Annotated in this window: 21 protein-coding genes, 2 tRNA genes and 1 pseudogene; 14 read left to right on the top strand and 10 right to left on the bottom strand. The window is 45.2% G+C overall.

What is annotated here, in order from left to right:
• The 8 genes from pal (MJ770_RS09770) to MJ770_RS09735 form a co-directional block, all read left to right on the top strand.
• Positions 1 to 644 (top strand): peptidoglycan-associated lipoprotein Pal (pal, locus tag MJ770_RS09770; RefSeq protein ID WP_239253417.1); only part of this gene is annotated, 644 nt, incomplete at its 5' end.
• A gap of 7 nt (positions 645 to 651) precedes the next feature.
• A complete protein-coding gene (locus MJ770_RS09765; RefSeq protein WP_239253416.1) occupies positions 652 to 2,745 on the top strand; it encodes a YbgF trimerization domain-containing protein in 2,094 nt (697 codons plus the stop codon).
• 189 nt (positions 2,746 to 2,934) lie between these two features.
• On the top strand, positions 2,935 to 3,600 hold the full coding sequence (pal, locus tag MJ770_RS09760) for a peptidoglycan-associated lipoprotein Pal (protein ID WP_239253410.1): 666 nt from the start codon (positions 2,935 to 2,937) through the stop codon (positions 3,598 to 3,600).
• A 6-nt stretch (positions 3,601 to 3,606) separates the two neighbouring features.
• Positions 3,607 to 4,023, top strand: coding sequence for a YbgF trimerization domain-containing protein (locus tag MJ770_RS09755; protein ID WP_239253406.1), 417 nt, complete (start codon positions 3,607 to 3,609; stop codon positions 4,021 to 4,023).
• A 34-nt stretch (positions 4,024 to 4,057) separates the two neighbouring features.
• On the top strand, positions 4,058 to 4,717 hold the full coding sequence (gene queE, locus MJ770_RS09750) for a 7-carboxy-7-deazaguanine synthase QueE (protein WP_239253404.1): 660 nt from the start codon (positions 4,058 to 4,060) through the stop codon (positions 4,715 to 4,717).
• Positions 4,714 to 5,391: a 7-cyano-7-deazaguanine synthase QueC gene (gene queC / locus MJ770_RS09745; RefSeq protein WP_239253401.1), complete on the top strand. Its 678-nt coding sequence runs from the start codon at positions 4,714 to 4,716 to the stop codon at positions 5,389 to 5,391. Before queE ends, queC begins: the two co-directional genes overlap by 4 nt.
• A gap of 63 nt (positions 5,392 to 5,454) precedes the next feature.
• Positions 5,455 to 5,530: transfer RNA gene (locus MJ770_RS09740), tRNA-Lys, on the top strand.
• Between the two features lie 60 nt (positions 5,531 to 5,590).
• A tRNA-Thr gene (locus MJ770_RS09735) sits at positions 5,591 to 5,666 on the top strand.
• A gap of 1,083 nt (positions 5,667 to 6,749) precedes the next feature.
• Here MJ770_RS09735 and MJ770_RS09730 read toward each other — a convergent pair.
• From MJ770_RS09730 to MJ770_RS09690, 9 genes are all read right to left on the bottom strand, one after another.
• Positions 6,750 to 7,646: a polysaccharide deacetylase family protein gene (locus MJ770_RS09730; RefSeq protein WP_239253398.1), complete on the bottom strand. Its 897-nt coding sequence runs from the start codon at positions 7,644 to 7,646 to the stop codon at positions 6,750 to 6,752.
• A gap of 200 nt (positions 7,647 to 7,846) precedes the next feature.
• Positions 7,847 to 8,773 carry a formyltransferase gene (locus MJ770_RS09725; RefSeq protein ID WP_239253397.1) on the bottom strand — a complete coding sequence of 309 codons (927 nt, stop codon included), beginning with the start codon at positions 8,771 to 8,773 and terminating at the stop codon, positions 7,847 to 7,849.
• The gene (locus MJ770_RS09720; protein WP_239253395.1) at positions 8,770 to 9,708 is read right to left on the bottom strand and encodes a glycosyltransferase; all 939 of its coding nucleotides are present in this window, start codon (positions 9,706 to 9,708) and stop codon (positions 8,770 to 8,772) included. Before MJ770_RS09720 ends, MJ770_RS09725 begins: the two co-directional genes overlap by 4 nt.
• A gap of 97 nt (positions 9,709 to 9,805) precedes the next feature.
• The gene (locus tag MJ770_RS09715; RefSeq protein ID WP_239253394.1) at positions 9,806 to 10,927 is read right to left on the bottom strand and encodes a DegT/DnrJ/EryC1/StrS family aminotransferase; all 1,122 of its coding nucleotides are present in this window, start codon (positions 10,925 to 10,927) and stop codon (positions 9,806 to 9,808) included.
• Positions 10,924 to 11,295, bottom strand: coding sequence for a DMT family transporter (locus tag MJ770_RS09710; RefSeq protein ID WP_239253392.1), 372 nt, complete (start codon positions 11,293 to 11,295; stop codon positions 10,924 to 10,926). Before MJ770_RS09710 ends, MJ770_RS09715 begins: the two co-directional genes overlap by 4 nt.
• Complete coding sequence (locus tag MJ770_RS09705) at positions 11,292 to 12,938, bottom strand: glycosyltransferase family 39 protein (protein WP_239253388.1); 1,647 nt, start codon at positions 12,936 to 12,938, stop codon at positions 11,292 to 11,294. The genes MJ770_RS09710 and MJ770_RS09705 overlap by 4 nt, the downstream gene beginning before the upstream one ends.
• Positions 12,939 to 13,759: 821 nt before the next feature.
• Positions 13,760 to 14,128: a hypothetical protein gene (locus tag MJ770_RS09700; protein ID WP_239253387.1), complete on the bottom strand. Its 369-nt coding sequence runs from the start codon at positions 14,126 to 14,128 to the stop codon at positions 13,760 to 13,762.
• A 262-nt stretch (positions 14,129 to 14,390) separates the two neighbouring features.
• Positions 14,391 to 14,855, bottom strand: a complete 465-nt coding sequence (locus tag MJ770_RS09695; protein ID WP_239253386.1) for an MEKHLA domain-containing protein — start codon at positions 14,853 to 14,855, stop codon at positions 14,391 to 14,393.
• 478 nt (positions 14,856 to 15,333) lie between these two features.
• Positions 15,334 to 17,070 (bottom strand): proline--tRNA ligase, encoded by a 1,737-nt coding sequence (locus MJ770_RS09690; protein ID WP_239253385.1) that lies wholly within the window; start codon positions 17,068 to 17,070, stop codon positions 15,334 to 15,336.
• A gap of 151 nt (positions 17,071 to 17,221) precedes the next feature.
• Here MJ770_RS09690 and MJ770_RS09685 point away from each other — a divergent pair, with 151 nt between their 5' ends.
• The 6 genes and pseudogenes from MJ770_RS09685 to MJ770_RS09660 all read left to right on the top strand — a co-directional run bounded on the left by MJ770_RS09685 (position 17,222) and on the right by MJ770_RS09660 (position 24,217).
• On the top strand, positions 17,222 to 17,746 hold the full coding sequence (locus MJ770_RS09685; protein WP_239253420.1) for an RNA pyrophosphohydrolase: 525 nt from the start codon (positions 17,222 to 17,224) through the stop codon (positions 17,744 to 17,746).
• A gap of 261 nt (positions 17,747 to 18,007) precedes the next feature.
• Positions 18,008 to 18,258: pseudogene (locus MJ770_RS09680) on the top strand (IS1595 family transposase); the annotation flags it as partial.
• A gap of 297 nt (positions 18,259 to 18,555) precedes the next feature.
• A complete protein-coding gene (gene trhO / locus MJ770_RS09675; protein ID WP_239253384.1) occupies positions 18,556 to 19,500 on the top strand; it encodes an oxygen-dependent tRNA uridine(34) hydroxylase TrhO in 945 nt (314 codons plus the stop codon).
• A 231-nt stretch (positions 19,501 to 19,731) separates the two neighbouring features.
• The gene (locus MJ770_RS09670; RefSeq protein ID WP_239253381.1) at positions 19,732 to 20,607 is read left to right on the top strand and encodes a tetratricopeptide repeat protein; all 876 of its coding nucleotides are present in this window, start codon (positions 19,732 to 19,734) and stop codon (positions 20,605 to 20,607) included.
• A 377-nt stretch (positions 20,608 to 20,984) separates the two neighbouring features.
• Positions 20,985 to 22,343 carry a DNA repair protein RadA gene (gene radA, locus MJ770_RS09665; protein WP_239253379.1) on the top strand — a complete coding sequence of 453 codons (1,359 nt, stop codon included), beginning with the start codon at positions 20,985 to 20,987 and terminating at the stop codon, positions 22,341 to 22,343.
• A 368-nt stretch (positions 22,344 to 22,711) separates the two neighbouring features.
• Positions 22,712 to 24,217, top strand: a complete 1,506-nt coding sequence (locus tag MJ770_RS09660) for a carboxypeptidase M32 (RefSeq protein ID WP_239253377.1) — start codon at positions 22,712 to 22,714, stop codon at positions 24,215 to 24,217.
• 842 nt (positions 24,218 to 25,059) lie between these two features.
• On the opposite strand, the gene MJ770_RS09655 is transcribed toward MJ770_RS09660, so the two are convergent.
• On the bottom strand, positions 25,060 to 25,487 hold a 428-nt coding region (locus MJ770_RS09655; protein WP_239253376.1), incomplete at its 5' end, for an outer membrane beta-barrel protein.

The raw sequence follows: 25,487 nt of genomic DNA, 5'->3' as shown, positions 1-25,487 counted from the left end.
TTGAAGCTACCAAGGCGGCTGCAGCACAGGCAGCAGCTGATGCGGCAGCTGCACGCGAAGCAGCAAATGCGGCTGCAGAACAGGAAGCAGTCAACTCAGCAAAGGTTGCAGCGGAACTTGAAGCTACCAAGGCGGCTGCAGCACAGGCAGCAGCTGATGCGGCAGCTGCACGTGAAGCGGCTAATGTGGCTGTAGCACAGAATGCCGCTAAAGCGAATGCTGCACGAGATGCTGCACGACAAGCTGCTGAAGCGGCGACAGCACGGGAATCAGTCGCTGATGCATCTCAGGGCGCCCCGAGCGACTTGCAAGCTAAGCGCAGTATTTATTATCCAATAGATGTAGATGCCGTACCAGAACAGGATAAGCGCACTGTGCAGGCTCATGCTAAGTATCTGACGGGACATCAAGATCGTTCAGTTCGTTTGGAAGGCAATGCCGATGAGCGCGGGAGTAGTGAATATAACTTGGCGTTGGGGCAACGTCGCGCTGATGGTGTGAAGAAGATGTTGCTGCTGGGTGGTGTTAAAGAAAGCCAGATTGAGTCGGTTAGCTATGGTGAAGAAAAGCCAGCATCTACTGCTCATAATGAGGATGCTTGGTCACAAAATCGCCGTACCGACTTAAACTATCAAACCAAATAAGTCAGGTATGAAGTTTCAAGCATTGCTGTTTGTAGGATTGTGTGTTTTTATAGGGCAGGCTCAGGCTGCCCTATTTAGCGACGATGAGGCGCACAGCAAGATCAGGCAATTAGGAGATCGCTTATCCAATCTGGAAGGTACTGACAAAAGGCAAGTCAGCTTGATTAGTGATCTGCAGACGGAGATCGAGTCTCAAAAAAATAGATTGCGTAAGTTGCATGGGCAAAACGAAGAAAGTATTCATAATTTACAGAATATAGAGAAACGACAGACAAATCTTTACGAGGATCACGACAAAGAATTGCGCGACTTAAAGCTTCAATTAGAAAATTTGATGCGCAAACAGCAAGATTCTGAGAGGATACAGGCAGAAACTAATAAGAAAGAAGCTGGCTCTATATTAGATCAACAAGAGCAGCTGAAGGTGCGGATTTCTCAGTTGGAAGAAAGAACCAAACGAGAGATCGATGTCATTAAACAAGTAGACACGATAAAGCAACATATCAACAATATGCTAGTTCAGCAAACGCAGCTGAATATGCGTATTACACAGGTTGAAGAAAGTGGTAAGCAACAAGCTGAATTCAGAACAAAACAAGTTGAAACAAATAAACAACAATCCAACTCTCTGCTAAATCAGCAAGCGCAGTTAAATAAGCGCATAGCGCATTTGGAAGAAACCGACAAACAACGATCCAACTCTCTGCTAAATCAACAAGCGCAGTTAAATGAGCGCATAGCGCATTTGGAAGAAACCGACAAACAACGATCCAACTCTCTGCTAAGCCAGCAAGCGCAGTTAAGTGAGCGCGTAGCGCTTTTGGAAGAAGCCGACAAACAACAATCCAGCTCTCTGCTAAGCCAGCAAGCGCAGTTAAGTGAGCGCATAGCGCATTTGGAAGAAACCGACAAACAACAATCCAGCTCTCTGCTAAGTCAGCAAACGCAGCTTAACGAGCGATTAGATCAATTAGAAGAAACTAACAAGCAGCAAGTTTCTGCCATGCTTGATCAGCAGCAAGCCCAATTCAAAACTCGTATTTCTCAGCTAGAGGAAATCAGCGAGCAACGAATTAATTCCGTTCTGGACCAGCAGCAAGCAGAGTTTAAAAATAACATCGCCGAGCTGGAAAAAATCGGTAAGCAACAAACGCATGCAATGCTAGATTTCCAGCTACAGATCGAAGCTCAAAACACAGAGTTTCGCAAATTGCAGGGTTTGAGTGAAAGTTTTGATTACAAATTGCAGGATATAAATCAACGGCAGAAAGATGTCTACACCGATCTGGATACGCGTATTCGCAATTTTGAAACTGTCTCTCCGATAGAACTACAAAAGCAGATCCAGACTTTGAATGAAGAGTTGCATAAATTACGTAGTCATAATGAAGACATGTTAACGCAAAATTTACAGGATATTGAGAAGCAGCAAGCAGAAGCCAACAAACAACTGATTAGCTCTACCCTTGATTTACAAAAAAATATGGAGGTGCAGAGCGCCGAGCTACGTAGTCAGAACGATACACTTAAGCACAATCTGCAGGAAATAGAAAACAAGCAGAAAAATATCCATAGCGATTTAAATAGCCGCTTACAGCATATTGAAACGGTAGCAGTGCTTGATTTGAATGAAAAAATTGGAACTCGGGATACTGAAGCAAACGAATTGCGGAATCAGAGTGAAGAGCTGATGCATAACGTGCAGGAAATTGAGAAGCGGCAGGCAGAAATTAGTAAGCAACAAACTAATTCTATGCACAAGCTACAAGCGCAGGTTGATTCACTGAACATGGAATTAAAAAAGCTGGGTGATCAGAATGAAGATTTGCTGCAAAAGCTGCAGGAATCAAAACAGCGTCTTGCAGAAACCAATAAGCAACAAACCAATTCAATGATTGAGATGCAAACGAAGATCGATGCTGCACAAAATACAGAGTTACGAAAGCTGCGCAGCCAGATCGAAGATTTGTTACGCAACTTGAAGGATGCAGAGAAACGTCAGAAAGATTTCTATATTGAGATGGATAACACCCTTCGCAATTTTGAAGCGATAGTAACGCCCGTTCCGCTTGGAACATCAACAGCACCTTCTATCAAGTAAATGCGTCTTTGTCCGATACTTTTAGTAAATGCGTCTATCTCTTTGTATTTTGTCGGCTAGCATTTAGAATAATCTTGTATTAGCGATAAAAGATTATTATGAAGATGATTTAGCAAATCAAAGATGTAAGAAGCTTTCGCTAGATTTTATTAAAGTAACAACTTCGCGAGAACTGATATTATGATTATAATGAAAAATATAAAGAAACTAATGGTGGGTGTAATAATAGTGCACCTAGTTGTTGCTTGTGCTAAACCTCCTGTAGCCGGTAATGATGCATCCATGGATGAAAACTCTTTTCCTAAAGCATCTGCAGCGGGCGATAACCCCCTTTCAAGCGCGTCTGGTGTCACAATTTACCCCGCTGACTCAGACTCTGGCTCAGAATTTAACTCTGGCACAGGATTTAACTCTAACTCAGGATTTAACTCTGGCTCAGGATTTAACTCTGGCTCAGGATTTAACTCTGGCTCTGCTGAATCTGAAGCGAATGATGAATTTAATGATCCGAACAGCTTATTGGCTACGCGCGTTATCTATTACCCAACCGACATAGATACTATATCAGAGCAGGATAAGCCTACTGTTCAGAAACATGCGGAGTATCTGGTTGCACACCCAAACCGTACAGTTCGCCTGGAAGGAAATTCAGATGAACGTGGGAGTAGCGAATACAATCTGGCTTTGGGGCAGCGTCGCGCCGATGGCGTTAAAAAAAGGCTACTAGTAGGTGGTGTAAGAGAGGATCAGATTAAGGCCGTTAGCTATGGTGAAGAAAAGCCTGTTGGTGAAACGCATGACGAGTCGTCTTGGTCTAAAAATCGGCGAACTGATTTGATCTATGCCCCAGAGTAAGTTGATATGAAACTTTACACTTTACTGTTTGCTGGCTGGAGTGCCGTTACTGCATGCTCTGCACATGCTGCCTTCTTTACCGATGACGAGGCACATAATCAAATTCGGCAACTAAAGGATCGTGTTTTATATCTGGAAGGAAATGACAAGCAACAATCTGAAACCATCCAGCTGCAAGTTGAAGCTATAAAGAAACAGATTGAGACTAGCAAGCAACATGTCCGTGAGATACTTGCTCTTCAAGCTCAGATAGAGGCACAAAAAATTGAGTTGCGCAGGTTGCGTGGGCAAGACGAATTACTTACGCATAGCCTTCAAGAAGCGGAAAAGCGGCAAAGAGATTATTACATTGACTTAGATACTCGCTTCAGACGTTTAGAGAAGCTTGAAGCAGTCACTGTTCCACAACCGATAATTCAATGAAACAACAAGTTAATTTTACTTATAGCAGATTTTCATGATTACTTGCTCCGTCCGCGAGCAGTTGCGAGTTTCCGAAATTTTTTATTCATTACAAGGCGAAACGAGTCGTGTCGGCTTGCCGACGGTTTTCGTGCGACTGACTGGATGCCCACTACGTTGCACATACTGCGATACTGCTTATGCTTTTAGTGGTGGACAGAATATGTCAGTTACGAAAATACTAACTGAAGTTGCGCGTCATCATACGCGCTATGTTACGGTAACTGGGGGTGAGCCTCTGGCTCAAAAAAATGCCTTGCCATTATTAAGTGCCTTGTGCAATGCAGGTTACGAGGTGTCGTTGGAAACCAGCGGTGCACTGGACGTGACTAGCGTCGATGACCGTGTGATGAAAATCCTGGATATAAAGACACCAGCATCAGGTGAAGAAAAAAAGAACCTGTGGAGCAATCTTGCTGCATTGAATACACACGATGAAATAAAATTTGTCTTATGTGATGAATCCGATTACATATGGGCCAAACAGGCGTTGAGTGAACGCGACTTGGCTGGTATGTGCACTGTACTATTTTCACCGGCGCAAGATCAATTGTCACCTACAGTACTGGCTGACTGGATTTTGCGCGATAGCTTGCCAGTGCGCCTGCAAGTACAATTGCACAAGTTGTTGTGGGGTAGTCAGCCGGGAAAATGAAGCATGCAGTAGTATTACTCTCAGGCGGTCTGGACTCAGCCACCGTGATGGCTTTGGCGAAGCAGCAGGGCTATATTTGTCATGCGTTGAGTGTGGACTATGGGCAGCGCCATTTTGCTGAACTTGCTGCGGCAGAGCGGGTGGCAAAGGCATTGGGTGCGATTGAACAGCGTGTTGTCAACGTTGACCTGACTAAATTTGGCGGCTCTGCCTTAACTGATATGAGCATTGCAGTGCCAGAACAGACAGCTACAGGCATTCCGCTGACATATGTGCCAGCGCGAAACACTATTATGCTATCGCTGGCGTTGGCTTGGGCAGAAGTTTTGCAAGTACAGGATATTTTTATTGGGGTGAACTCAGTTGACTTTTCTGGTTATCCTGACTGTCGTCCAGAATATATTGCGGCATTTGAAAGAATGGCCAATCTCGCCACCAAAGTAGCTGTAGAGGGCAAATATTTGACATTGCACGCACCTTTGTTGCGCCTTTCCAAGGCTAATATAATCAAACTAGGTACCGAACTTGGTGTAGACTACAGCTTGACCGTGTCCTGCTACCAAGCCGACTCAGATGGCCGCGCATGTGCGGTGTGTGATTCTTGTCAACTGCGTCTGGCTGGCTTCAAATCTGCCGGAATAATCGATCCGACGCGTTACCGTATTGTAGAATGATGCGCTCTGTCGCGTTGACAGGACGGGTAAAGTCCGTATAATGCGCCCTTCTTTAAGTAAGATGGGTCGTTAGCTCAGCTGGTAGAGCAGCGGACTTTTAATCCGTTGGTCGCCAGTTCGAATCTGGCACGACCTACCAGTTTCAGTACATAAGTTCAGGTGGATTTAGAATATCTGAACGTCATACAAATAGTTTTTCGCCGCTTTAGCTCAGTTGGTAGAGCAACCGCCTTGTAAGCGGTAGGTCGTCAGTTCGAATCCGACAAGCGGCACCATTATTCATAAGGCTTGCAGCGATGCAGGCCTTATTTTTTTTCCTCGCATGGTCCACCGTGTCACCACATATATTCAATCAACTTTGTTTTGATGGAATCTTTCAAAAAGCCGCCGGACAATCACTGCACCATCAGCACGCTATTTGCGCACGTCACAGTCAACCAAACCCAAGCATCCGTCCCTATTCGTTGTTTAGGTTTTTAACGCAGCTCAGTGCGTTCTGAGCTAAGGCTAGCCCCATATACGCGAGCAAGTCATAAGTAATGCGCAGTTTTACTCCTTCTAATAATCGGATAACTAATTTTTTATTTTCGGCAGTTTGATTAGAAGTTATGCTTGTAGTATTGGAAGGCCCTATGCACTAAAGAATCGTTCATTGATCTGCAATACTTGAACCAGCAGTCAGGTGGTAACCAATTTAGGTAAATCATAGCAAACGTTTAGCGAGCTGCGGACTATTCAGTGGAATGCCCACGTGAGTTCTTCATCATTCCCACCTCAGTTTTGCGCAGTTAAATGATATTACCGCTCAAACCAAAGGTGAAACTGGCACTGTTATTGGCTACCATTAACGTGTATTGGAATCATTGTCGCCCTCGTAATCTGATGCGATTTTTGTCAGTCAATCACGAAGGGATTGCTTGATGTAGCTGGGATGACGGAAATAAGGAATGGCGGCGGTCAGAAGGTAAATCATAACAATAAGGTGATCGACGGTAGAGTGTAGTAATACACCCAGATCAGAAAATATCTGCTTACCCGAAAATCGACGGCGATCGTGAAGTTAACACGCAAGGAGATCGGAGGTATTCATGGATATAATTGGCAGCAGGGCAAGCACAATCAGCTATTGTTCGAAATTATCCGTATACAACTTGTACTCTGCCAAAGTGTAATTTGCTATTAGTGCACCTCTAAAAATAATTCAATATTCGTCACAATATCGTGTTATTCGTAAAAAATGATTACTCGGCTATCGAATATATGCTCGTTAAATTTTTTTTACTCACGCCCATTAACCATTACTATAAAAAAATTCAGATTAGGGGTTCAACTAAGCTGAAAATATGCAGTTTTCGCGCCTATTTTCCTTGCATGGCCAGCGTTCCACTACGTCCATCCACTGTCCCTGTCACCAGTTCATTCCGTGGCAGAGTGTCGTTAAGATTTTCCAAGTACTGACGTAATGAAACAAGCTCGTAGCCCTGTTCTTTCCAACCTGTAATGAGTTGTTCGAATACTGGCATCCACTTTCCGCCTTCCAACTCGGCATGCAGTGTATATACATGGCCCATAGTAGGTGAGGTTGCAGTCAGTCGCAGTAAGTGCTGCGCCACATTGTCCAGTGTGACTCCCTCACGATTAATGACTTCATCCAGTGTGGGCAAGGTGGTTGGCAGTTGCGGGCAGGCAACAATCTCAGCATCCCAAGTAGGGATAAAGGGGTGCGTGCCGCGTGTGTCAGAGCTGTAATCAAAACCTAGTAGCTGTAACTGGCGCAGTGCATGCCGGTTCATCTGCCAACCGGCAGCAGCATGCGCCTTGGGTGCTTCGCCAAAAATCTCGATGAATCTATCCAAGGCGCGCTGCATTTCGCGCCTTGTCCACTCAGCATCTTTACCCGCGACATAATCCTGCCAGCGTATATGGTCATAGCAATGAATGCCGACCTCAAAACCTGCATCGCGGACAGAGCGTAATATATGTGCACAGTGACGTCCAATATCCGGCCCAGGCAATAAGGTGCCATACAGTAACGTCTTGATGCCGTAGTGTTCAAGCACCGAGGTACGCGATACCTTACCTAAAAATCCGGGGCGGAATACACGTCGGATAGCTCGGCCTGTGTGGTCAGGACCCAGAGTAAAGAAAAATGTGGCTTTCACATCATGTCGCTTTAGCGTTTCTACTAAACGCGGAACCCCCTCGTGCGTGCCGCGATAGGTATCAACGTCAATTTTAAGAGCTAACTGGGGCATAAAAATTGTATTCTCGTCTGCGTGAGGATGATGGATACTAAACTTGTACTAATTTCCACAACGGTCTTAATTCATCTAGCAGCTTGTCGGCTTAAATAAAATCGTCAAAGCCTACACTCGCTAAGCTCAATTTTAGCTACGACTCTTTTAGTTCGACAGGCTGCTAGTCGATTAGATTAATGACTCGCAAATTCTCAGTATTAGAGAAACGCGGTAAATTCAAATTTTGCCGAGCCATACTGTGTAGCAAATTCTGAGGGGCTCATTTCTATACCATCCAGCTCAAAACGTAATACGCGCAGTTCGCCTTGCCCACAAATTGCGTATGCCTTGCCTTCCTTGACATAGAAGGCTGGTGCTTCACCCGTTGCTGCGCAAGTTGTGACCAACGTTTGCTGAATGCACATGGTTTTGTCCATAATTCGTGTGGTTGCGCCCGGATAGGGCGCCGCCACAGCACGCACCAGGTTATGAATGCTGTGTGCGTTTTGCGACCAGTCAATTATGCCATCCTCCGGTTTGCGTCCACCAAAATATGCACCTTGACTCAAATCCAGCATTACTGGCTTTGCTGTACCTGCAAGTAGAGCGGGTAAGCAAGCATTCAGTACGATTTCAGCCGCCACAGTGACTTTTTGGAATACTTCGAATGCAGTGTCATCAGGCAATATTGGTACGGCCTGCTGCGCCAACACCGCACCATTGTCCGGTTTTTCAGTCATGTAATGCAAAGTCGCACCAGTTTCTGTTTCGCCTTTAATTATGGCCCAATTTACCGGCGCCCGTCCTCGATATTTGGGTAGCAGCGAGCCATGCATGTTGAGCGCACCATACTTAGGAAGTTCCAGTAACTCACGCTTAAGCATTTCGCGATAATAGAAGGAAAAAAGAAAGTCTGGTTGTAACGCTCGAATCTGCTCAAGCACGTCCACAGTATTGGGATTGTCCGGTGTGATGACTGGAATGCCATGCAGCGCAGCCAACTCGGACACGCTGGCAAACCAGATATTTTCATTCGGGTTGTCACGATGCGTAACCACCAGCGACACCTCTATGCCTTGCGCCAGCAATACGGACAGGCAACGAACCCCCACGTTATGGTAAGCAAAAGCGACCACGCGTGTCATTCAGTCTTGTCCAATACGGCTTGAATCAGATAGCGCGGACGATGGCGCACTTGCAGATAAATACGGCCAATATATTCCCCCAGAAGACCGATGCCAAACAGGGTGAGACCAATGAGAAAAAAAGCGATGGCAAACAGTGTAAACACTCCTTCCGCTTCTGGGCCAACAAACAGGCGACGCACTAGTAGAAAGACCACGAAGAATGCAGACATCAATGAAACTGTAATCCCAGCCATGGAGAACCATTGCAGGGGTACTACTGAAAATCCGGTCATCAGGTCAAAATTAAGTCGAATCAGACTGTACAACGAATACTTTGATTCACCCAACGCACGTTCCTCATGCTCAACCATCACCTCGGCGGGATTGCGCGCAAAAGTATAGGCCAGAGCCGGGACAAAAGTAGTTACCTCTTGGCAACTATTAATTGCATCAATGAGATGACGGTCGTACGCGCGCAACATGCAACCCTGATCAGTCATTTTAATATCCGTAATACGTTCGCGCAGCCGGTTCATGGCACGTGAGCCCAAATGCCGCCACCAACTATCGTTACGCTGCTTACGTATTGAACCGATGTAGTCGTAACCCTCATCCATCTTGGCGAGAAGCTTGGCGATCTCTTCCGGCGGATTTTGCAGGTCGGCATCCAGCGTTACCACGCGCGCACCACGCACATGCTCAAAACCCGCAGTGATCGCCATATGCTGACCAAAATTGCCATTAAACAGGATCACCCGCGTTACATCTTGGCGGCGTTGAAATTGTTCGCGCAGGATGGCTGCCGAACGGTCACGGCTGCCATCATTGATAAACACGACCTCGTAGCTAATACCGAGATTATCCAGTATGGGATATAAACGATCGAATAAGGTTTGCAGACCTTTTTCTTCGTTATAAACAGGAATGACGACGGAAAGTTGTGGGGTGTTCATAGCGCAGTGATTTTATCGCAGAGGGTGAGGTTAGCGAAATTGAAAGTCGGTATTAAAACAAGGTATAGTCAGCAGCATTGCGTGCGTTATACACATGCTAATTGTTCAATACTGCAACCATCGCCTCACACGTGCGCTCAACATCACTTTCATTCATCGCTGCAAACATTGGCAAGGAAACGATCTGACGCCCAACACGCTCTGCAACTGGGAACATGCCTTCCTTAAAACCCAGTGCTCGATACAACTTGAATAGGTGAATAGACGCATAGTGGTAACCGATGCCGATGTTCTTTTCTTTCATACGTGCCATAAAATCAGCACGGTTGACACTCTCCGGTAGCACTACCTGAAACAAATGCCAGTTGGTGGATTCAAAATCAGCCGGAGGTAATTGCGCGCTAGTTTGTGCTTCGAAATCATTACCGAGTAACGCGAAATAATGCCGCGCCAATTTTCGTCGTTGCGCGGTGATAATGTTTAATTGCGCAAACTGGCCTAAGCCGATGGCAGCAGCGATGTCGGTCATGTTGAACTTGCCGCCTAACACATCCACTTCGATGCCGTCATAGCCGCTCCGCGTGACGCCTTGCAGCCGATATTTTTCAGCGAGTGCAGCTTCCTCCGCATTGTTCAGTACCAGACAGCCACCTTCGGCGGTAGTGATATTCTTGTTGGCCTGAAAGCTGAACGAAACAAAGTCGCCGAACGAACCGATTGGCTTGCCCTGCCATGTGGAACCAATAGCTTGTGCAGCATCTTCGATCACGCGCAATTTGTGCTTTGCAGCTAACTTATAAAGGCGATTTATATCCACCGGTCTGCCCGCCAGATAAACTGGGATGATTGCTTTGGTGCGCGGCGTGAGCGCAGCTTCAACCTTGTCCAGATCAATATTTCTTGTGACGGGATCAACGTCAGCGAATACTGGAGTTGCGCCGACTTCAAGTATGACGTTGGCGGTAGCCACCCATGAAATGGGCGTGGTGATAACTTCGTCACCATGCCCTATACCCGCAATGCGCAGGGCGATTTCCATGGTGCAGGTGCCAGAGTTGAAGGTGCGCACTAGGCGCCCATCGAAATACTCAGAGAGTCGCTTCTCGAATTCTTGCACCTTTGGCCCACTGGTAATCCAGCCGGAACGCAAGGTTTCTGCCACAGAGGCAATAGTAGCCTCATCAATCGATGGACGAGAAAAAGGAAGGAATTCGCTCATGCTCGAGAAATAATGACAACGCCCAGGATGATAACGCTGATGCCGGCCACTTTAGCCGGGTTGATTGATTCATTAAAGAACCACCATGCCGCCACTGCATTTGCGACATACCCCATAGACAGCAGCGGATAAGCAATACTGACCTGCACACGTGACAAAGCCAGTATCCAGATCACCACGCTGAATACGTAACAGGCTACTGCCCCGATAATGTGCGGCTCGGTGACAAGACGCATACCGATTGGCAGAATATTGCTGCGACTGAATTCGAAATAGCCAATGCTGTTGGTACCAGCCTTTATCATGAGTTGCGCAGAAACATTGAGCATCACGCCAAGGAAAATCAGGCCGAAACTGATCAGGCTCATGGTTTAATCACGACGATGTGTTGCGTGTCTTCGAAAATAATCTTCATTGCCACACCTTGCTGTGTAAGTTGCGGGTATAACTGAACCGGCATGATCGCCAACGCTGTTGGTTGCTGATCCCATATTTTCGCGAAGCTGGCGATATTTGGAATCCAGCGTTGCGGCTCCTGCAAAATACCAAATGCCATCTCATTCTGATAGTCAACTAAGGTGAAGGTGCGTTTCAAGTAAAACGGCAGAGTTTGCTCGTAAGTACCCACCGAATACAATGGCATATCAGGCTTGACATAGGAACGGATGGACTCAGCAATGTGGTACGCAGAACGCCCTCTGGCTACTGTATTATGCCCAGATAAAACAATTTGTGCTCCTATTAAAGAGCTTAATGTAACTATCAGTACCGCCAGAGCTTTTTTTCTGCGTGCCAACAACATCATGCCGGAGATCAGTCCAATCAGAATAACCAGTGCAGCCACCACAGCCCAAGTTGCGTAATCGCGATACATTTCTATTTTGAGTGGTGTTTCTGCAAACTGCGCTGTAAACGGTGCGTACCCGAACGTAACCAGTGGTGCCAGCAAAACAGGAACGAGTTGCCACAGCAATACCCTCTCGCGTATTTCGACTAGCCGTTTGCCCATTAGCAATGCCAGAGCCGGAAACATTGGCAGCAAATAGGACGGCAGTTTTGATCCAGATATTGAAAAAAATACATAAATGAACACCACCCATATCAGCAAAAATCGTTCCGGGTTAAATGTTTTGCCGATATATACGGCGCTTTTCCAAGTGCGCAGTAAGGTATCAAACATTAAAATCGTCCATGGAAACATCCCTGCAATCAGGATTGGAATAAAATAGTACCAAGGCTGATAACGTCCCAAATCTTTGGTAGAAAATCGCGTATAGTGCTCGTAAATGAAGAAACGTTCGAAAAATTCTGGGTTGGCTTTCATCACCAAAATGAACCATGGCGCAGTGACAAGCAGAAACAACAATAGTCCAGGCACAAGGTTGAGACGTTTCCATGGCGTTATATCGCGCTGCAACACAGAATAAATCACCAGCGTAGCGGCTGGCAGCACCAGTCCAATTAGTCCTTTGCTTAATACGGCCAAGCCCAATGCCACCCAAGCACAATAGAGCCAGTTGCGCCGGGTACGCGTATCGGCGTCGGCCTGTTGACCGAGTAGCAGGCCGACGATACCGAATGTGAGGAAAAATGTGACACCCATATCGAGCGTATTGATATGCCCGATCAGCACGTATAGCAAACTGCTGCTAAGAATCAAAGCCGCATACTGTCCTGCTTCACGCCCGAACAGCCGAGTACCGGCAAACCACACCAATAACAATCCAGCAAAACCAGTCAACGCAGGCCATAAACGTGATGTCCAATGATGTTCGCCCAAGAAGGTAAATGCGGTCGCTGTCGCCCAATATTGTAGCGGGGGCTTTTCGAAATATTTGAGGTTGTTCAGTCTCGGCGTCACCCAGTCACCACTCGCTACCATTTCTCGCGGAATTTCGGCGTAGCGCCCTTCATCTGGCTTTATCAGCTTGCGGTATTCTAATGTGCCAAACCAAATTACAACGACCATTAACAATAGCCACCACCAGCGTTTGACTTCAACTTTTTCCATTAGTGCTCCAGCTTCCGTGCCATTGGCAGTCGTGAGCTACCGGTCGGAAAAAAACGCCGACTACTATAAATGTTTGATTAATTTTTATTTCTGCTCCAAGTATGCGGCTGGTCAATTCAAACTCCATTCATGAGCTTCCTGATTTTATAAGAAAATAACCCTATATTAATACTGGTGCAGTGTTCCATTGCTGCTTGGATTTTATACAATATGTTGCGGAACAGACCTTATGCAACATATTGTGAACATAACATATTTTCTCCACGTCACCAGATTTTTATGGTTATGTTATTTTGTTTTACGTTATAGGTATTGATATTATGTAGCACCAGTATCAGGCCTACCTGACGATCCAAATAAAACCATGAAATATCCCTAGGCCAGGAGCAAGTCGCAGCAAAGGAAGCGCTGACCATAGAGAACGACTGATGATATCGGTGCTAGCTGGTGTCAGAATATCCACTATCATTTGCTCCACTTCTCTCGGGGCTTGTTGTCTGGCGAACTTTCATTCCTCTATACTTGGCTCACCATGTTTGTGTAGGGGTGCCCTATTGAGTTGGACGCATCAGCCTGAGCATCAGGAATGTATGTGGTTAATCGCATGATGTGAAGAGAATTCTTGATAGGCTGCTTATGGCCGCTTGCTGAAAGGCACCTGAAAAATCTGAACAACAGCTAACGTACTGCAAGCTGTTTTTTGTAAAAATTTGTTATACATTTGGAATGCCACCTCTGAATTTTAAAGTGCATGCGTTTAATTACTTTTAAAAAGTTAAAGTTTGATTAGGAAGGCATTCATAATGATTCTGTTGAATATATTAAATTGGCCCTGTTTTCCGTGAGCTTTTCTGACACTTAATAGGTTGTAATGGCGTCGCTTTCCTTCGATCTCGGCCAATGTAAATATTGTCATTGCTACTCACACGCCTGTCGCGTGGAATCGCAATATTAGCAACGCAACTCACTTTGTCTTTATCTTGAATAAATCCTTCATTGATTAGATCCTGTAGTAAATATTCAAGTGATTCACGTAAGCTGGGCGCAGCTCTTTTTATCAGTTCTTTAACAGTAGACTTGTTATCAATTAAATAGAAAGCACGCTTGATATCACTGGATAAATAACTAGTAGTCCTGTTGCTTTCATTCTCACCCTTGCTGGTTTTGATAAATATAATTTTGGTATCCATTTTCAATCCTCGCAACTTAACTGTTTAAATTTTAATTAAGTGAATTCAAGTTCGAAATCCACGAACTTGTTAACGGTTTAAAGTATTTAAAATTTAAAATATTTTATGTTGGCAATGACAATAATGAATTCCAGGGCTTGCAGTTTCTGATCAATATTCCATTAGGCTGTAGGTCTTTTAAACGTTATCGAACAGGCTGTTCCATTCTTATGGCATAACAGTGCAAAAGCTTGATAAATCTTTCATAGAGCCATTGCAAAAATCAAAGATAATCCCAGTCTTGGATGAGTGCAGCTTGGCCATAAAACTGACCTTCTGGCGATATCAAATTCCATATCGTGGCGTCACGAATCATAAAACGCCGACCGGATTTTGAGATGCGGATACCTGAATAGTTATGGATGTATCCATGTTTGGTAACGGAATTCAGCAGCTTAATCCGTTCTGCTTGGTTAACTGTTTCAGCCGATAGACGTGATGGCAGAACAGTAAACGCCTCCCAGCTCATTTCGAACATATCCAGTGCTCGCTGGTTACCGTAATTGAATACTGGGTCTACCCCAATACCGTGAGAAACAACCGCGAACGGCGCCAAAAAAAGTGCCTCAACAGCATTTTCTTGGCTGATGCCTCTATCAAAATCTGGTTTTCCAGTCCAGTGTTGGTAGCTGGAGCGCAGGATTTCAACATGATGAGTTAGGAATGTTATTTCGTTTACGTATGTCATACACCAACGGAATAGGTAAATTTAGGTTCGAGGCGCAACAGCTAATACTGGTATAGCCCATAGTAAAACAGTCACCAAAAATATTATTTACGTAAATTGGATCGGGTTGATTTAATCTGCTACCTCAGGTTTTGGTATGCTTCGCGGCAAAGGTATTGCCCGTCGACTCCGTCAGTACTACCACTTTTGTGCCAAAGTGGTTATTGCTCTAAGCCTCTCCCGTGGTCGTTTAAATCACGGACAGCCTCCGCACCTGCCTTAGCAATTTGTTGTTCGAAAAAATTGCCGTTAAGCAGACAGATGCTCATTATTCGTGCAACCAATACTTGGGTGGTTCTCGAGCAATGTTATTCATAGTGACTGTAAATGTGATTGCCTCTGACTGATTAATCAAAGCGACTCATCTGCATTTAAATGATTTTAAATTGCTTTCCTTGGTGGAGTGCCATGTTAGTTCAGGCTTGATTAATTTATAACCTCAGGTATTTGAATTGTTAGAGGTGCCCTGAAGTAAGGATAATTGTATGAACTTAACAATATCCTGTAATGGAATATGTTGCGCTTCTATATCGCACCGTCCCTTGTACTCAACCATGGGTACTTCTTGGCTGAGACCGCGATCCCCGATTACGATACGATGTGGGATGCCGATGAGCTCTAAATCAGCAAACATTACGCCTGGACGTTCGTTGCGGTCATCAAGCAATACTTCAATTCCAGTCGCGCCAATCTCAGCATAAAGCTGTTCTGTCGCTGTGCGCACGGCTTCGCTTTTATTGATTCCGATAGGTGCAAGTGCTACTTGGAACGGAGCCATGGCAGCAGGCAAGGTTATGCCACGCTCGTCATGATTTTGTTCTATTGCGGCAGCGACGATTCGCGAAACACCGATACCATAACAACCCATTTCCATAAATTGAGATTTGCCATTTTCATCGAGGTAATTAGCATTTAGCGCTTCGGAATAAGTGGTGCGCAACTGGAAAATGTGGCCAATTTCGATACCGCGGCAGAGTTCCAACGTGCCTTTTCCATCGGGGCTGGGATCACCGGCGATCACATTACGGAGGTCATAAACATTGGTTTCGTCCAAGTTGGTGTCGCGCTCAAAATTTGCGTGAATGTAATGAAATCCGTCGTCATTGGCTCCGCAGACAAAATTACTCATGGCAGCAGCAGCATGATCAGCCAAAATTCTTACAGTCGCTTTGACCGGACCAATGTAACCGGCACGACAACCCATATTCTGCTGGATTTCATCATCACTGGCGAAACGGAATTCGCCTAGTATCTTAGCTACCTTGATTTCGTTCAGCATATGATCTCCGCGCAGCAAAAGCAGGGTAAAGTTGCCACTGGCATCCATGACGGCGATTGTTTTTAGCACTTGTTGCGGCGTCACATTTAAAAACGTGGCGATGCTTGCAATAGTTTTTTGCCCGGGCGTAATGGTTTTTTGCAAATTTTCAGTGGCAGCTGCGCGCAAGATGCTTGGTGCGATGGCCTCAGCCAGTTCCACATTAGCGGCATAATCAGATGTGGGGCAGAATGCTAGCCCGTCTTCGCCAGAATCAGCCAGCACGTGGAATTCATGTGAGCCACTGCCGCCAATTGCACCTGTATCCGCCGCAACGGCTCGGAACATGAGTCCAAGTCGGGTAAAAATGCGACTGTAGGTTTCATACATTACACGATAGGTTTGCTCCAAACTGTCGAAGCTGGCATGGAATGAATATGCATCTTTCATTACGAACTCGCGTGCACGCATCACACCAAAACGGGGGCGCACTTCGTCCCGAAATTTAGTCTGGATTTGGTAAAAATTCACTGGTAACTGACGATAGCTGTTTATTTCACGACGTGCGATATCAGTAATAACTTCTTCGTGAGTGGGACCAAAACAAAATAGATTGTCATGACGATCTTTAATTTTGAGCATTTGCGGCCCAAATATTTCCCAGCGCCCAGTTTCTTGCCAAAGTTCGGCGGGCTGTATGGCGGGCATTAGTATCTCAATGCCACCACCATTATTCATTTCTTCGCGTACCATGGCTTCTACTTTGCGTAACACCCGTAGGCCCAATGGCATCCAAGTGTACAGGCCGCTAGCCAATTTTTTTATATAACCGGCGCGTAACATTAAACGATGACTGACTAGTTCGGCTTCTGTGGGAGCTTCTTTCTGAGTGGAGATGAAAAATTGTGAAACGCGCATGATGGTATGTTTGCCAAATCGAATTATCAAGGAGCTAATTTTACAGCGAACGAAGTGTGTATGCAGTATCGATTGTAATGAGGTGGCTATCAATGTGTTGTGAAATGTGAAAAAATCCGAACTATCTAAATTATTTCAGCAGGTGGCGAAGATGATTGATCGGGATGGTTATCGACCCAACGTCGGCATCATTCTATCTAACGCTAAGAATCAGGTATTCTGGGGTAAACGAATCAGGCAACATGCATGGCAATTCCCGCAAGGTGGCATTCAGTTCGGTGAAACACCAGAGCAAGCGATGTATCGCGAATTGCAGGAAGAGGTGGGTTTGTTGTCTAGCCATGTCCAGATACTTGGTCGAACGCGTGAGTGGATACGTTATGAGGTGCCGCAACATTGGGTTAAGCGTGAGTGGCGAGGCAGTTACAGGGGGCAGAAGCAAATATGGTTTTTGCTGCGATTAGTCGGACGCGACTGTGATGTTTGTTTGCGTGCTTCTGTTCACCCCGAGTTCGACGCTTGGCGTTGGAACGATTACTGGGTTGAAATGGAAAGTGTGATTGAGTTTAAACGGGATGTTTACCGCTTGGCATTGAATGAATTAGCACGCTATTTGCCGCCAGCCAACAATTTTTCTGGCTGGGATGCGTCCCGAAGAATTGCTAGTAATTTTTGAGTTACTTGCAAGAGGAGCTTTCCCGAAAAATGGCCTTCCAAGAGTGACGTAAAGTTAACGTTGCTTTTGAAAGGAAGGTGATAATTTAAGAGACCGAAACGTGGAATGCGCCGCCGTGTTCAGTGTATTTGAGATCAAGCGAATAATGAGTCAAATCGCTTGATTGATAATGAGTTTGCAGGCATTTTCTACGTCATTCATCAACTCGATTTTCTTACTGAAATGTACTGATCATGCAACCTGCCCGTTACTTCTTGCTGTCCAGTCAATGTTGCCGAAGGCCAGCGTGTAATAGACGATAGCTATCAAATTCAAAACGTCAATGTCTATGGCAGCCGACTCAAGCACTGATGGTGAAATTTCATGGTGTTACAACGCGGTATCCCGCAAACTATCTGGGTTAGCACAGAATGATGGACTGCCTGAGCCAAAAAAACACGCCAACAGTTTTTGTAATTGATACTCTTGGAAGTTCAAGGCAGTTACAACAGGTAATTGCGACATGGCCTTAATATTTTGCCTGAGTACGGGTTGCAAGCAAATATTAAATGAATGCCAACATATAATTGAAGGTAGACGCATAGCGTCCTGAACATCGCGTTCATATCTAATAATTTTATGCAATATTTTCAAGGATACCTCTAAATATCGCAATTTTGCGAGCAGTCGCATTAAAGCTTGTCTGCTTACCCCGTTCCGTTACAATACGGAGTGATACGAAAAAATTAACGCATACATATCAATTGTATACCGTGGTAAAATTTTTAGGGACCCCCTCCACGTAGCTTTATATTAGAGTCAAATAATTCATGTCCAATATTGTCATTGCTGCGCTATATAAGTTTGCCAAACTCCCTGACTATTGCGAGATGCAAAACGGTATATTCGAATTTTGCGTCGCACAAGGGCTCAATGGAACACTTTTACTCGCTGCAGAAGGTATTAACGGAACTGTCGCCGGTACGCGTGCAGGGGTGGATGCATTGATCTCTTTTTTGCGGGCAGATGTGCGGTTAGCGGATATCGAGCATAAAGAGTCTTATTCAGATGAAATGCCTTTTGACAGAATGAAGGTCCGTCTTAAAAAGGAGATCGTCACGCTAGGAGTGCCAGGAGTGGATCCGAACGAAAAGGTCGGCACCTACGTGGACGCAAAAGATTGGAATGCTCTAATTTCCGATCCAGATGTAGTGCTTATTGATACACGGAACGGCTACGAATACGATATAGGAACTTTTCGTGGTGCAGTCGACCCACATACCACTACATTCCGCGAATTTCCGGAGTACATCAGCAAAAATCTTGATCCCGAAAAGCATAAAAAAATTGCCATGTTTTGCACTGGTGGAATCCGGTGTGAAAAAGCGACTTCTTTCATGCTCGAGCAGGGTTTCAAGGAGGTCTACCACTTGCAGGGTGGTATTCTCAAGTATCTGGAAAATATTCCTGCTGAACAGAGCTTATGGGAGGGCGAGTGTTTCGTATTCGATCAGCGAATTTCTGTTGGACAAGGATTGAAAGTAGGGACGCATGATCAATGTTTCGCCTGCCGCCATCCTGTTTCACAGGATGAGAAGGCTTTACCCAGCTACCAAGCTGGCATATCTTGCTTGCATTGCTTCGATAGCCTGCCAGAAAAAACACGTGCTCGTGCTGTTGAGCGACAAAAACAGAATGAGCTGGCGCTTAAACGTGGCAATTCACACATTGGAGTGCCGCAAAAAAAACAAACAGAAACCCAAAGTGAGAGCTGATATCTTTAAGATGGATATTTACATTCTTAGTCAGTACAGAACCAATTACGCGATTTAAAATCGCGGCAATCTGTTTAAAATACAAAATATATTCTCGACATCGGCGCGTGATTGGTGACATCATTCGAAGGTGTCAGCCAGTGTGCGATCAATGATGCTGACTTATAAATTTATTCCCACAGTGTTAACTAGATTTGCCGCTAGCAACGATTTAAATTACGGAGAGAAATTATGAAGGCAACAACACCCGCAGGAGCAATTACAAAAGACTTTGAGGCAGGTGAAAAGTTTATAGCTAGCAAAGATTACGCTAAAGCCATAAAATCATTTAAGAAAGCTGCAGAGCAGGGGCATGCGCTGGCGCAAAACTATATGGGGCTAATATACGCAAAAGGCTTAGGAGTTGCACAAAATTTTCAGAAAGCTGAACCTTGGTTTCGCAAATCAGCAGAGCAGGATGAGGCATTGGCACAAAACAATCTTGGGCTCATGTATGCCAAAGGAGAAGGTGTTGCACAAGATTACCAGCAAGCAGTGTCATGGTTGCTAAAAGCTGCAGAGCAGGGGAATTCGGAGGCGCAATACAACTTGGCTTTTATGTACGCAAAAGGTCAAGGTGTTAAACAGGACGACGAGCAGGCTGTATTTTGGTTCCGCAAGGCTGCGGAGCAGGGAGATGAAGTGGCTCAATACAACCTGGCCTTTATGTATGAAAAAGGTATAGGTGTTGCTCAAGATTACCAGCAAGCTGTGTTTTTATACAGCATGGCTGCGGGGCAGGGAAATGCTGATGCCCAATTAAATCTGGGCGGCTTATATGACACTGGTGAAGGTGTAGAGCAGGATCATAAGCAGGCGGTGTCTTGGTGGACAAAGGCTGCAGACAAAGGGCATCCGGTTGCCCAAAATAATTTGGGGCTCATGTATGCGCAAGGCCACGGTGTTGCACAGAGCTACATTGAAGCACATAAATGGTTCAATCTTGCCAGTGAGGCTGGTGATGAAAGTGCAAAAAATGGACTGGAGATTGCGGAATCGTTTATGACAAGTTCCCAAATTGCCGAAGCGAAGGAGTTGGCAAATGAGTGGAAAACATCTAACTCATAGTTGTCGGTAATTAAGTGGGCGAATTACATCGAGGGTTTTATAAAGGCAAGTGCCTGCTCAGAATGGCTAAAGTGCAGCAATAGAAGTTAATACACTTACATGAGCAGCACTTGCCGGAGTCAAGTTGAATTTGGCGGAATGTTTGGAGGTTAATGAGTGGTAGAAATGTAGTTGCGCGCCACGCTCTGCTTATTAACTACCACACAGACATTCTCTTGCCTCACAGACTAGGTCAGTGTTGTGACAGGCCCTTGCCGCAATCTAAATTCCGTTCATAGATGTTGCTGGCTATGTGTTTAATTAGTTGATTATTCAAAATGATTTGTTACGCAGTATAACTTTTTCGCGTCTACCCTCATATATACCTTGCCTTAACTATGGCGAATGCAAAAATAATATATAGTTGCACTGAATGCGGGGGACAGGCTTCCAAATGGCAAGGGCAGTGTCCGCATTGCACGGCTTGGAATACGCTGATGGAAAGTGTGGCGGAATTGCCGACTAGTGGAAAAAATCGCTACAGCTCGTTGTCGACGATGAGCATAGTGCAGACGCTGGCCGAAGTAGAGGCAGAAGAAGTGCCGCGCACGCCAACCGGCATCGCCGAGTTTGACCGCGTTTTGGGTGGCGGGTTAGTGAGTGGTGGCGTAGTTTTGATAGGTGGTGATCCTGGAATAGGTAAATCTACCCTACTGTTGCAAGCATTGGCGCAACTTGCCATTCATAAAAAAGTTTTATATGTTAGTGGCGAGGAATCTGCGCAGCAAATTGCCTTACGCGCCAAGCGACTATCGCTTGATGCGCGCGGCATGTATCTGCTGGCTGAAATTCAGCTGGAAAAAATTCAGGCTGCCATCAAGCAAGAACAACCAGACGTGGTGGTGATCGATTCTATCCAAACCATGTACTCTGAGCATCTCACATCAGCCCCAGGCTCGGTAGCGCAGGTGCGTGAGTCCGCAGCGCAACTCACACGCATAGCGAAGAGTACAGCGGTGACTATGATTCTGGTTGGCCATGTCACCAAGGATGGGACGTTGGCCGGACCACGCGTGCTAGAACATATCGTGGATACCGTGCTGTATTTCGAGGGTGATACCCACTCCAGTTTTCGTATGATACGCGCGTTCAAAAATCGTTTCGGTGCAGTAAACGAACTCGGCGTGTTCGCCATGACCGAAAAAGGCTTGCGTGAAGTGAATAATCCCTCCGCGTTGTTTCTGTCACAGCATGGCGCGCAAGTGGCTGGTTCGTGCGTGATGGTGACGCAGGAAGGTACGCGTCCGCTATTAGTGGAAATTCAGGCGTTGCTGGATGAGGCGCACTCACCTAATGCCCGTCGACTTTCATTGGGTCTGGAACAAAACCGTTTGGCCATGTTGTTAGCGGTACTGCACCGCCATGCAGGCATTGCCTGCTTTGATCAAGATGTGTTTATCAACGCGGTGGGCGGAGTGAAAATTACCGAGCCGGGCGCCGATTTGCCTGTTTTGCTGGCCATTGTGTCTTCACTGCGAAATAAACCACTGCCAGAAAAAATGGTGGTGTTCGGGGAAGTCGGCTTGGCTGGCGAAATACGTCCGGTGCAGCGTGGACAGGAGCGATTGCGAGAGGCTGCCAAGCTAGGCTTTACCATGGCCATTATTCCCAAGGCTAACAAGCCGAAGCAAGAAATAGCAGGCATGGAAATTATTGCGGTTGAGCGGGTGGAGGATGCGGTAGCGAAAATGCGCTAGAAATACTTAGAATAATTGTTACAGCACATTTAATCACAAAGTTATTAACGACGTCATCAAATAGTGGGTCGTTCGCCCAGAACCAGACGAAAAATGGGTAAGTTTAAACAACCTTTGTTCGGATGAATGAGCACTTTTTATCTACTAATCTAATAGTGTCCAAGTTACATCATGCCGAACATATTCCAAAAACTGTAGCTTACATGGGCAAGTAACTCAAGGTTTCTTGCGAGTTTGTCGCAGAGGCTGCCAGATTGGTTTCTTTCATAAAAGGTGTGGATTGGCCCGAGTTGAACAGGGGGCGATTTTTAACTTGAAGTGCCGTTAAATTATGGTGAACATACATTTATAATAAATTTGGATGTTTAATGAATACAGAAAATTACCAGGCTCTAGTAGAGAAACTAGAAGAAATTTCGCATCTTAAAGGTGTCATGGCGACCATCGGTTGGGATCAAGAAGTTGTGATGCCACCTGGTGCTGCACAAGCACGGTCGGAACAAATTTCAGCACTAGCGGGTATTATTCATGAACGGGTTACAGATCCACGTCTGCAAGATTGTCTAGATGCATTAGACCAAGATACGACTTTATACGATAGCATCGCGCGTTGCAATATTCGGGAAGCGCAGCGCAACGTTGCGCGAGCAACAAAAGTACCAAAAAAATTAGTCCAGGAAATGGCCAAATTGAGTTCGCAAAGTCATCTGGTTTGGGTTGCTGCCCGTAAAGAAAATAAATTCTCAAATTTTGCACCGGTTCTAAAACGTTTCTTGGAACTAAAAAAAGAATGGGCACAATGTGTTTTTCCAAATATGAATTCTTACGACGCCAATATTGACAATTTTGAGCAGGGTACTACCAAAGCTGAAATTTCCCCCGTTTTTGCACGACTTAAATCTGAGTTAATTCCCCTCATTAAAGCGGTTCAAGAAAGTTCCTGTCACCCTGACAGGGCATTTTTACAAGGCACCTTTCCAGTTGGAAAGCAGGAGGCATTGGCGCGACAGATTAGTCGAGATATGGGCTTTCAGTTTGACCAAGGTCGCATGGATGTTTCCGTACATCCTTTCTGTGGTGGCAGCCATCCAACCGATGTTCGCATTACCACGCGTTATCAGGAAAGTAATTTTATTGAATCACTGTATGCGGTTATTCATGAAACCGGGCATGGTCTCTATGAACAAGGGCGTATGATGGAAGGGCGAAGTTTGCCCGCATCCGAATCGTTAACCATGGGTATTCATGAATCCCAATCACTCTTTTGGGAACGCATGATTGCGCAAAATAAGTACTTTTGTGCGCATTATTTTGAAAGCATTCGTGCTACTTTTCCAGAAAACCTTGATGGCGAATCAGCGTCCTCCTTCTATCAGGCAATCAACAGTTGTAAGCCTGATTTCATACGAGTTGAGGCCGATGAATTGACCTATCCCTTGCACATTATTCTACGTTATGAGATAGAAAGTGCTTTATTCGATGGTTCAATCGGTGTTGACGATTTGCCGGAAGCCTGGAATGAATTGATGTTTAAATATCTAGGTGTCAAACCACCTACTGATACCTTAGGCGTATTGCAGGATTCACATTGGAGCAGCGGTGCTTTCGGCTATTTTCCTTCCTACACTTTAGGGGCAATTTACGCCTGCCAATTTTATAGAACCTTAGTGAAGGAATTACCGGAGACTGAAAAAAATATTGAAGCAGGAAACTTCATGCCGATAAAAAATTGGCTGAATGAAAAAATTCATCGCCAAGGCCGATTATATACACCGCAAGAATTAGTTCAGCAGGTAACGGGGGAGGGGCTTAATCCTGATTATTTTGTTACTTATCTTAAGCAAAAATATGGTGATATCTATCGATTGGGGTAGTCTTTTGGGTTGTATATCGAGTTTAACGTATGCTGATCAATCCGGTTTCGGAGTGTAACCGAAATGAATCAGGGTTTTGATGCAGTGTGTTGCGTTGAGCGAAAAGCGCTTTAGCAAAAATACGCTAGAAGTACTCAAGATATTTTTGCAACATAGTTAAGTTTGTGTTCGGTCATTTAGGTACATATATTCAATTTGTTGTTGTTTCGCTGTATGTTTATTAGTGCCTTTGAGTTTTTAGATAATTGATTGCGTGGTGTTTTATCGAAAACAATCAGGCTGCAAAATTTATAGAATTATGTAAAGCGGAGCCTCTCTATTTAGACGTTTTTTCACGATAGCGATCAAGATATAAACCGAATTGTAAACTTGATTCAACGCAGGCGCTGCGGGCAACCCTTTCCGGCCATCGGCGCGGTTGCACAATGGTTTGATCGCAACGCAGACCCGTGGACTTGTCCTCGGGACGGTAGTAGACGCGACTAAAGAGCAGATTGGGTTTGTCATGAAATACATGACCGGTAACCTCGGAGAGAAAATAGCAGTTTTCCAAAGAATCCACGTTCAAGTCGGTGACACCCCTAAACGGGCTATTCTCTTTAAAACATCAATATATGGCTAGCCATTTTGCCAAAATTTATTGATGCTACTGATTAAGCGAGTAAAGTGCCCCAATATCAATTTTCACTAGTATCACTCCTAATGTGTTTTAGAACGCCAATAAAATAATTCAGAATCTTTTGTGTAATGATCGGTCACTCGTCCTTAAAAAGAGAGCCGCCATTTCATTATGAGTGCTGCGTTTTGGAAAACAGAGTTCAACTTATCTAAAAAGCACTAAATCAAAACGGGAGAGTCGCATCGACCGAAATTATTAATTGGTCCTTTCTATCATCAAAAGGTCTGTAAGCCTGACCAATGCCTTCCACTCTGTCGTAGCGTATATTTGGGCGAATATTCAAATTTTGCAGGGCTTGAGACTTAATTTTAAGTTGTTTAGCCGGTTTCCAATTCATACCTATGGTGACATCATAATAATCAGCAGGCTGACAAGTAGCCAGAAAATTTGCCGCATAGCTAATGCTTACGCCATTGGTTGCTTGAGCAACCCGGACTGGAGAGCAGACACGGAAACCGTCATTATCGCGGAACCATTCACTACGAATACCCACCGATAAATCCTCCCTGAGATCATGATGTAACTGCATTTCGACACCATACCATGCTACATCCTTTACACCTTTAGGCATCAAAACCCCTCCCGCACCCC

It is taken from the genome of Candidatus Nitrotoga sp. M5 (assembly GCF_927904885.1).
Lineage (GTDB): Bacteria > Pseudomonadota > Gammaproteobacteria > Burkholderiales > Gallionellaceae > Nitrotoga.
This window is presented reverse-complemented; position numbering and strand designations above follow the sequence as displayed.